The organism is uncultured Veillonella sp. (genome assembly GCF_963543145.1).
In the GTDB taxonomy this organism is placed as follows: domain Bacteria; phylum Bacillota; class Negativicutes; order Veillonellales; family Veillonellaceae; genus Veillonella.
On the sequence record NZ_CAUTZP010000029.1, the window covers coordinates 1 to 7,262 of the forward strand.

General features: G+C 39.3%; 8 protein-coding genes and 1 pseudogene. 1 reads left to right on the plus strand and 8 read right to left on the minus strand.

Annotated features, from left to right (window positions below):
- Nucleotides 1–131: 131 nt before the first annotated feature.
- The 5 genes from RWZ05_RS08665 to RWZ05_RS08685 form a co-directional block, all read right to left on the minus strand.
- Nucleotides 132–1,058: a DUF3829 domain-containing protein gene (locus tag RWZ05_RS08665; RefSeq protein ID WP_314643766.1), complete on the minus strand. Its 927-nt coding sequence runs from the start codon at nucleotides 1,056–1,058 to the stop codon at nucleotides 132–134.
- 152 nt (nucleotides 1,059–1,210) lie between these two features.
- On the minus strand, nucleotides 1,211–1,738 hold the full coding sequence (locus tag RWZ05_RS08670; protein ID WP_314643768.1) for a DUF805 domain-containing protein: 528 nt from the start codon (nucleotides 1,736–1,738) through the stop codon (nucleotides 1,211–1,213).
- A 183-nt stretch (nucleotides 1,739–1,921) separates the two neighbouring features.
- Complete coding sequence (locus tag RWZ05_RS08675; protein ID WP_314643770.1) at nucleotides 1,922–2,557, minus strand: DUF805 domain-containing protein; 636 nt, start codon at nucleotides 2,555–2,557, stop codon at nucleotides 1,922–1,924.
- Nucleotides 2,558–2,775: 218 nt separating this feature from the next.
- Nucleotides 2,776–3,345, minus strand: a complete 570-nt coding sequence (locus tag RWZ05_RS08680) for a DUF805 domain-containing protein (protein ID WP_314643772.1) — start codon at nucleotides 3,343–3,345, stop codon at nucleotides 2,776–2,778.
- Between the two features lie 3 nt (nucleotides 3,346–3,348).
- Nucleotides 3,349–4,347, minus strand: coding sequence for a DUF805 domain-containing protein (locus RWZ05_RS08685; protein ID WP_314643774.1), 999 nt, complete (start codon nucleotides 4,345–4,347; stop codon nucleotides 3,349–3,351).
- Between the two features lie 162 nt (nucleotides 4,348–4,509).
- Between RWZ05_RS08685 and RWZ05_RS08690 the strand changes: the two genes are divergently transcribed.
- Complete coding sequence (locus RWZ05_RS08690; RefSeq protein WP_314643776.1) at nucleotides 4,510–4,806, plus strand: hypothetical protein; 297 nt, start codon at nucleotides 4,510–4,512, stop codon at nucleotides 4,804–4,806.
- Nucleotides 4,807–4,945: 139 nt separating this feature from the next.
- On the opposite strand, the gene trpA is transcribed toward RWZ05_RS08690, so the two are convergent.
- The 3 genes and pseudogenes from trpA to RWZ05_RS08705 all read right to left on the minus strand — a co-directional run.
- Nucleotides 4,946–5,737, minus strand: coding sequence for a tryptophan synthase subunit alpha (trpA, locus tag RWZ05_RS08695; protein WP_314643777.1), 792 nt, complete (start codon nucleotides 5,735–5,737; stop codon nucleotides 4,946–4,948).
- Entirely contained in the window at nucleotides 5,730–6,923 is a 1,194-nt protein-coding gene (trpB, locus tag RWZ05_RS08700) for a tryptophan synthase subunit beta (protein WP_314643779.1), read from the minus strand. The genes trpA and trpB overlap by 8 nt, the downstream gene beginning before the upstream one ends.
- A 42-nt stretch (nucleotides 6,924–6,965) precedes the next feature.
- Nucleotides 6,966–7,262 (minus strand): annotated as a pseudogene (locus RWZ05_RS08705) (bifunctional indole-3-glycerol phosphate synthase/phosphoribosylanthranilate isomerase); the annotation flags it as partial.

Below are 7,262 nucleotides of genomic sequence, written 5' to 3' on the forward strand. Positions count from 1 at the left end.
AGATTTCCAAACCTTTCAGCCCATGAGTTTGGTCTCTACTAAATCCGTCTGAGACGTGCCGTCTTTTTCAACGCAATATTCATATAATAGATAATTATAGGGCTCAAGGGGGGGAATTGTCAACAAGAAAACTATACACCTTCAGGTATATAAGCATTTTGTACCTTATCCAATAATTTAAAATTCATCGGTGTCCGAGCCAGCTCATTATATTGTGAAATTACCTCATGATATGCCTCTGCACTCTGATTAGATATAAATGCATCAATAGCCGCATCAAGATTCTTAGCTTGATCAATTCGATTTTGCACCTCTACAGATGTGAACTGAGGTACAATTGCATTTGCAGCTTCCTTTTGAGCTTTCACCCACTGCACATCACTATTAGGCCCTTGGTCAATGATATGGCTAACGATATCACTATAGTAACCCATCATCTCTATCATATGAGCACCATTCACTTGACCATTCGAACGCATCAACTCAATATCTTTATTCCGTTCTTTTTTATGAGCGGCCGTAACTGCCTCATTTAGCGCTTCATATTTTGGTTCAAATACTTCTAATAATGCTGAAAGCTTAGCCAGTGTAGCTTGACTAAATGCATAATTATCTTGTTCATACTGCTTTGTTTTATAATACGAATCTAAAGCCTTTACGTTACTTACAATGTCATGCAAGATAGGCAATACAGCCTCTGTTGTACTTTCTAGATCCTCGTAAGAACGACCAGCCTCCTTAGCAGCTACTAGTTCCTGTTCAAGACGCTCATAATCCTGTACCTTAAAACCTGTTAGTGGTTCATTTGCACCTGCCTGTTGCCAGATTAGATCATATTGGCTTCCGTATTTAACCTCATTGTAGTTAAACTCATTTGTAGCAGCTAAATAGAATCGAAACACCCGCTTCGTTTCATCTTTTTTGTTGTCTTTCGTTGATGAATCTTGACTGTATTGCTTTAGATTATCTAAATTCCACTGACAACCACTAACAGAACCTAATATTACCAACACGCAACCGACTATCCCTAAGCGACGCCACCAATGTATAACACTCATACACGCTCTCCTATATACGTTTAATCTCTAATAAAACACATTATGATTATTGTAATAAAATAGTAGCGCCAAAACAATATGCGACAATAAATAGACATCTAAATCGACTAAAAAAGAAAAAGCCTGCATAAGCAGGCTTTTATATAGTATTGTTATGCAAGTGCAGCAACAATAATAGATTGAGCAATAAAAATCACAATAACAGCAATCAAAGCTTTTTGATCTAGACTCTCAGATGGAGTTTCTTTGAGGCCAGTACGCGCAGCTTCTTCAGCAGTGATGATTTCATAGCTTACAGGGGAGCCATATTGGTTAATATCTTCATCACCTTTTTGAGCAAACAAGTAGATAACATAGATAACACCGAATGGAATTAAGCAAATCAATAGCAGCCAACCGCTTTTACCAACGTCATGTAAACGACGAACACCAAGGCCAATAGAAGGTAAAAGTATTGCACAAGCATATGCAAAAGATACAAGACCTACAATAGAACCCAACACAGTAGAGTTAAAGAGCGCTTGTAATACATTAAAAACAGCAGAGATAATAGTTGATACTGCTACGAAGCGCCAGTATTCACTGCGGCTTGCACGGCCTTTGAAATTAGCAAAATTGCCCATAATCGTATGTTTAAAATTATCTACATACGAAAGATTTTTGATAGATAAATCTGTCATTGTATTCTCTCCTACAAAATAACAAATAAAATAAAGTCCTAATTATTATAACATTCTTCTTGATATTTTTAAGTTTTAATACCTATATTTTTTAAAAATAACATATGCATTATATTAACCATTTATACAATTATATTCTAAAAAAACTCTCCCTATAGAGAACCTATAAGGAGAGTTGTCATTTTACATTACACTTGTTGTAAGTAATCGGTCTACCAAGAACCATAGTACAAAGATGGCACAGAGCAATCCAGCTGTTAGTCCCATAGTTGGTGTTGCATCGATAAGCCCGATTTCGTGAGCCATTTGTTTTGTTAGAATCACTTGGCCTGTAGGAGAGCCAAAGCGGTTTGAGTGGCTTTCACCAGGAAGAGCCATTAGAACCAATAGGATAAGGGTTCCAATTACAGGTACAAAGCCAATAAATACGAGGCCACCAGAACGACCTTGGTCGTGCAAGCGGCGCACCGCAACGGCCACGCCAGGGATGATCATCACTACGGACAAAAGGACTAGGATTACCAAGCCAAAGCCAACGCCTACTGCACTAGAGAGAGGGCTAATATAACTCAAAAAGGCACAGGTGAACAAGATTGCTACAAAGAGCAATTGATACATTAAAAAGAAATTCCAGTATTCACTGCGGCTCGCACGGCCTTCAAAGTCAGCATATTTATATACTAGACATTGTTTGAAGTTTTCAATCATGCCTAGATTATATTTATCTAACGAAATAGGGGGGGTGCGGACACGCCCACATTCTGGGCAATAACGATTATTTCTCAGCACTTCATGTCCACAATATGGACAAGATTTCATAATAAACTCCTTCCATCGACAGGCAGGAAACAGTAAAGCTCACAAGGTCCTGTTGTACATAACACATATCGTAATTTAGATATTATGTATCGCTTAATATCTATAATTTTAAATTCATCTTATTTTCATTCTACTACAAAGTGTTATATTGTCTATAAAAGAGTTGTTAAACTTTTATAAAATAAAATAATGAGTATGTTAATACATACAGGTAGTTATTACATATATCCGTTTCCGTTAATACCAAACCATAATAGTTCACCTACAACATCCGCTATTTGAATGGATTGGATCAGGAAGATTGTAATCCCCATAATCCAGTCTTGTCGGCGAGAAGGCGTTTCTTCAAGGCCTGTTTCTTTACTTATATCAGATGTAACTGGGATATAGCCTGTTCTTTCACCATAAGCATTTTCCCGTTGATCACCGCGGCGTAATTCATAGGTTAAGAATACAAAGAACCCTACAACGGGAATATAGGAAATCAGCTGTGTCCAGCCACTACGGCCAATATCATGCATACGTCGCGCCGTAGCTGATATATTGGGAACTAGTAAAAATAAGGATACACAAAAAGCAACCTTATCAACTATGCTTTCAAAATTAAGAAGACCCAATGCATTACAAATCATAGCCAAAATCCCTAAGGACCCTTGAATCATTGCAATGGTTGCGGCAAAGCGCCAATATTCACTACGGCTAGCACGACCGTTGAAATTAGCATAGTTTTTAATGCCTAGCTTGAAGGCATCGGTATAGTTTAAATCATATGTATTGATAGTTGCCATAACCTAGTCCTCCTCCACGTCTTCGATGCTAATAATACCCCAGCCCTTGCCTATGTTATACAAACGAACTAGAACAGGCTCTTGCCCATTTTCAAAGGTCACTATAAAACCAGTATAGTTGATAGTATAGTCATCTTCTTTATCTTGAGACACATAATCAAGCTGAATTGTTTCTACCTTAGGATGTTGCGCCTTCGCTACCGCTTGTTGCCATAGCTCAAACGTACCGTATCGCTCCATTTCACGTACACTTAGCTGGCGATATGCGCCATGATAATCCTCTTTACCAAGATTTTCATAGTATGCACGCACTACAGAACGAGCCTCTGTAGTAGCCGTTTCACTTTCTAATAAACGATTAGCCTTTTTCGTTAACCCGCTAGGCTCTATATTACCATAGGCAATCTCTTCCACTATCAAATTATGGTTGATCATGGCACTACCAGCACTATTAACAAGCCAGCCTAATACTAATAAGCCCACAATAAACACGCCAGATACAGATTGTTTTTGTGTCGTGTTTGCATCGTTATTATATATATTTCCTTCGCTGTTATATATATTTCCTTCGTTGTTATATATGTTTCCTTCAGTGTTATATATATTTGCTTCATTGCTATATATGTCTGGTCGATCTTGGATAGGCGATGTCCGTTTGCACAATAGATACAATAAAGCAATCCAGCCTAAAATAGGGACCAACAGTAAAATAATCAATATCGGATCATTATTAGAATCTCGTAATCGTCTCGCCATGAGCATAATCGTCGGCAAGCATAACAAGATGGATAAAGTGATTAATATGCCCCCTCCTAAGGATACGGCATACAAAAATCCATAAGGTATATAGCTTGCAAGGCCCGTAATGCATGTAATTAAACCATATACAACGGATATGGCACTTATAGTCAGCCAAAAATCGGCTGTATTCGTTCGTCCCTTACTGTTCGCGTAGTTTTCCACTAGCTCACGATAGAGGATCTCATATACTCTCTGTTTCATAAAACTCCTACTATAATTTTAGATACTATACAAACATAGATACTCCTATTATACTATGATATATCAACTTATTTTTTCATATTTTTTTCATCAGATTCCTCTATACTTTAATTAGATTTCTTACAACTGAAATTTGTACAATTTATTATATAGGAGACAATTATGAAAGCTAAATTAACTAAAGTAGTGGCTATGGCCAGCTTAGCGGCCTTCTTAACTGTTGGTATCGGTGCTAATGTGGCACAAGCTAAAGATTATCGCTTCACTATCGGCGACAATCCTCGCATCGAAAAAAATGATGATGGTACTGTAGATAGCAGTGATCAACCATGGTTCAAAAAGGGTGAAAAAAAACAAAAACATAAAAAACGTAAAGTATCTAACCGTGAAAAACACGATTCTAAGAAAGTCGCAGAACGCAGCCGTGATCATCAACGCGCTGAATCTTCTAATGACTAAGCCCCTTTCATAATCAGTTCCTGCTGATTATATAAGACATAACTAAACTAACTAACAAAAGGACGTTATACAATGTATAACGTCCTTTTGTTGTTATCTTTTATGTAGTATTTACTTGTATAAGAGATAAATAACCCTATTATGCGCCAGCCTTTTGGACAGCTTGTTTCATAGATTGTACGTAATCAAATAACGCTTGATCTGCATTTTCGCCGTGTTCTGCAACGATTTTAACGATAGCAGAGCCTACGATAGCACCATCAGATACGCGCGCCATAGCTTCTGCTTGGTCTGGTGTAGAAATACCGAAACCTACAGCTACAGGGATATCTGTATATTTGCGAATGGTCTCAACGATAGATTTAATATCTGTTTTAATTTCACTACGCATGCCTGTAACCCCAAGGGATGATACGCAGTACACAAAACCTTCCGCTTCTTTAGCAATCATTTCAATGCGGTTTTCAGATGTTGGAGCAATTAAAGATACTACTTCAACGCCGTGTTTATTAGCCACACTAGCGAGTTCACCTTTTTCTTCAAAGGGCATATCAGGCACGATAACGCCAGAAATACCAACCTCTTCACAGAGAGTAAAGAACTTTTCACGACCAAATACATAGATTGGGTTCAAATAGGTCATGAAAACGAGTGGAACTGTTACTGCATCATCACCAGTGCGCAGACGACGAACCATATCAAAAATATCATGGATTTTTACGCCTGTAGAAAGAGCACGTGTACTTGCCTCTTGAATAACAGGGCCTTCCGCTGTTGGATCTGAGAACGGAATGCCAATTTCTACCATATCTGCACCGGCTTTTACCATAGTGCGAATATAACGTTCTGTATTTTCAATACCGTGGTCGCCAGCACTAATGAACGGGATGAATGCCTTACCCTTTGTGAAAGCGTCTTTAATTTTACTCATGAAGATCCACCCCTCTATATTTCGCCATAGCCGCTACGTCTTTATCACCACGGCCAGATAAACAAATAATAATGATATCATCCTTGCTCATAGTAGGCGCAATTTTACGTGCATGTGCCACTGCATGAGCACTTTCAATAGCTGGAATAATGCCCTCTAAACGAGACAAATATTCGAATGCATCCACAGCTTCATCATCTGTTACAGGTACATATTCAGCACGACCACTATCGCGTAGATATGCATGTTCAGGTCCTATGCCAGGGTAATCAAGACCAGCAGAAATTGAATATACCGGTGCAATTTGACCATCTTCATCTTGGCAGAAGTAAGACTTCATACCGTGGAAAATACCAACTGTACCTTTTGCCATTGTAGCCGCATGTTCTTCTGTATCAATACCGCGACCTGCTGCTTCACAACCGATAAGGCGAACACCTTCATCAGGAATAAAGTTATAGAACATTCCCATCGCATTAGAACCGCCGCCTACACAAGCCATAACAGCTGTTGGCAATTTACCTTCCGCTTCAAGAATTTGTTCACGTGCTTCACGACTGATGATGGATTGGAAATCGCGCACAATCATAGGGAATGGATGGGCACCCATAACAGAGCCCAACACATAATGCGTATCGGACATACGGTTAGTCCATTCGCGCATTGCTTCAGAAACAGCATCTTTTAACGTGCTAGTACCAGTTGTGACAGGATGTACCTTCGCACCTAATAATTCCATGCGATATACGTTGAGCACTTGGCGTTCACAGTCCTCTGCACCCATGTATACCTCGCACTCCATATCCATTAAGGCTGCAATAGTCGCCGTAGCAACACCGTGTTGGCCTGCACCAGTTTCAGCGATAACACGCGTTTTACCCATGCGTTTTGCCAATAACATTTGGCCGATTACGTTATTCAATTTGTGGGAACCAGTGTGGTTCAAATCTTCCCGTTTTAAATAGATTTTAGCGCCTCCAAGGTCCTTTGTCATGCGTTCTGCATAGTATAAAAGGGATGGACGGCCTGTATATTTTTTATGTAAATCCTCAAGTTCGCGTACGAAATCAGGATCATCTTTGTACTTGTTGTACGCCTCTTCCAATTCAATGACTGCATTCATCAATGTTTCTGGCATAAATTGGCCACCAAAGGAGCCAAAATAACCATGTCTTTGTTCACTCATATAACTTACCTTTCTATCTATCATTCCTGCCAATGTGCCATGTTATGACAGGGCTATTGTTCTTACGATGTTGGTGAAAGCTTTAATCTTTTCATTGTCTTTCACTCCTTCTGTTTCAATGCCGCTACTAATATCAATACCATAAGGGCGAACTGTACGAATTGCACGGGCCACGTTGGTACTATCGATACCGCCTGCGAGCATAAATGGTCGTTCAAACTCATCTAACGAGGACCAGTCGAATACTTCGCCTGTGCCGCCCCGTTCGTCTTTGTGGTATGCATCAAATAACAGCATATCCGCACTGCTATCAATCCATTTTTCTGCATCTGCAGCACT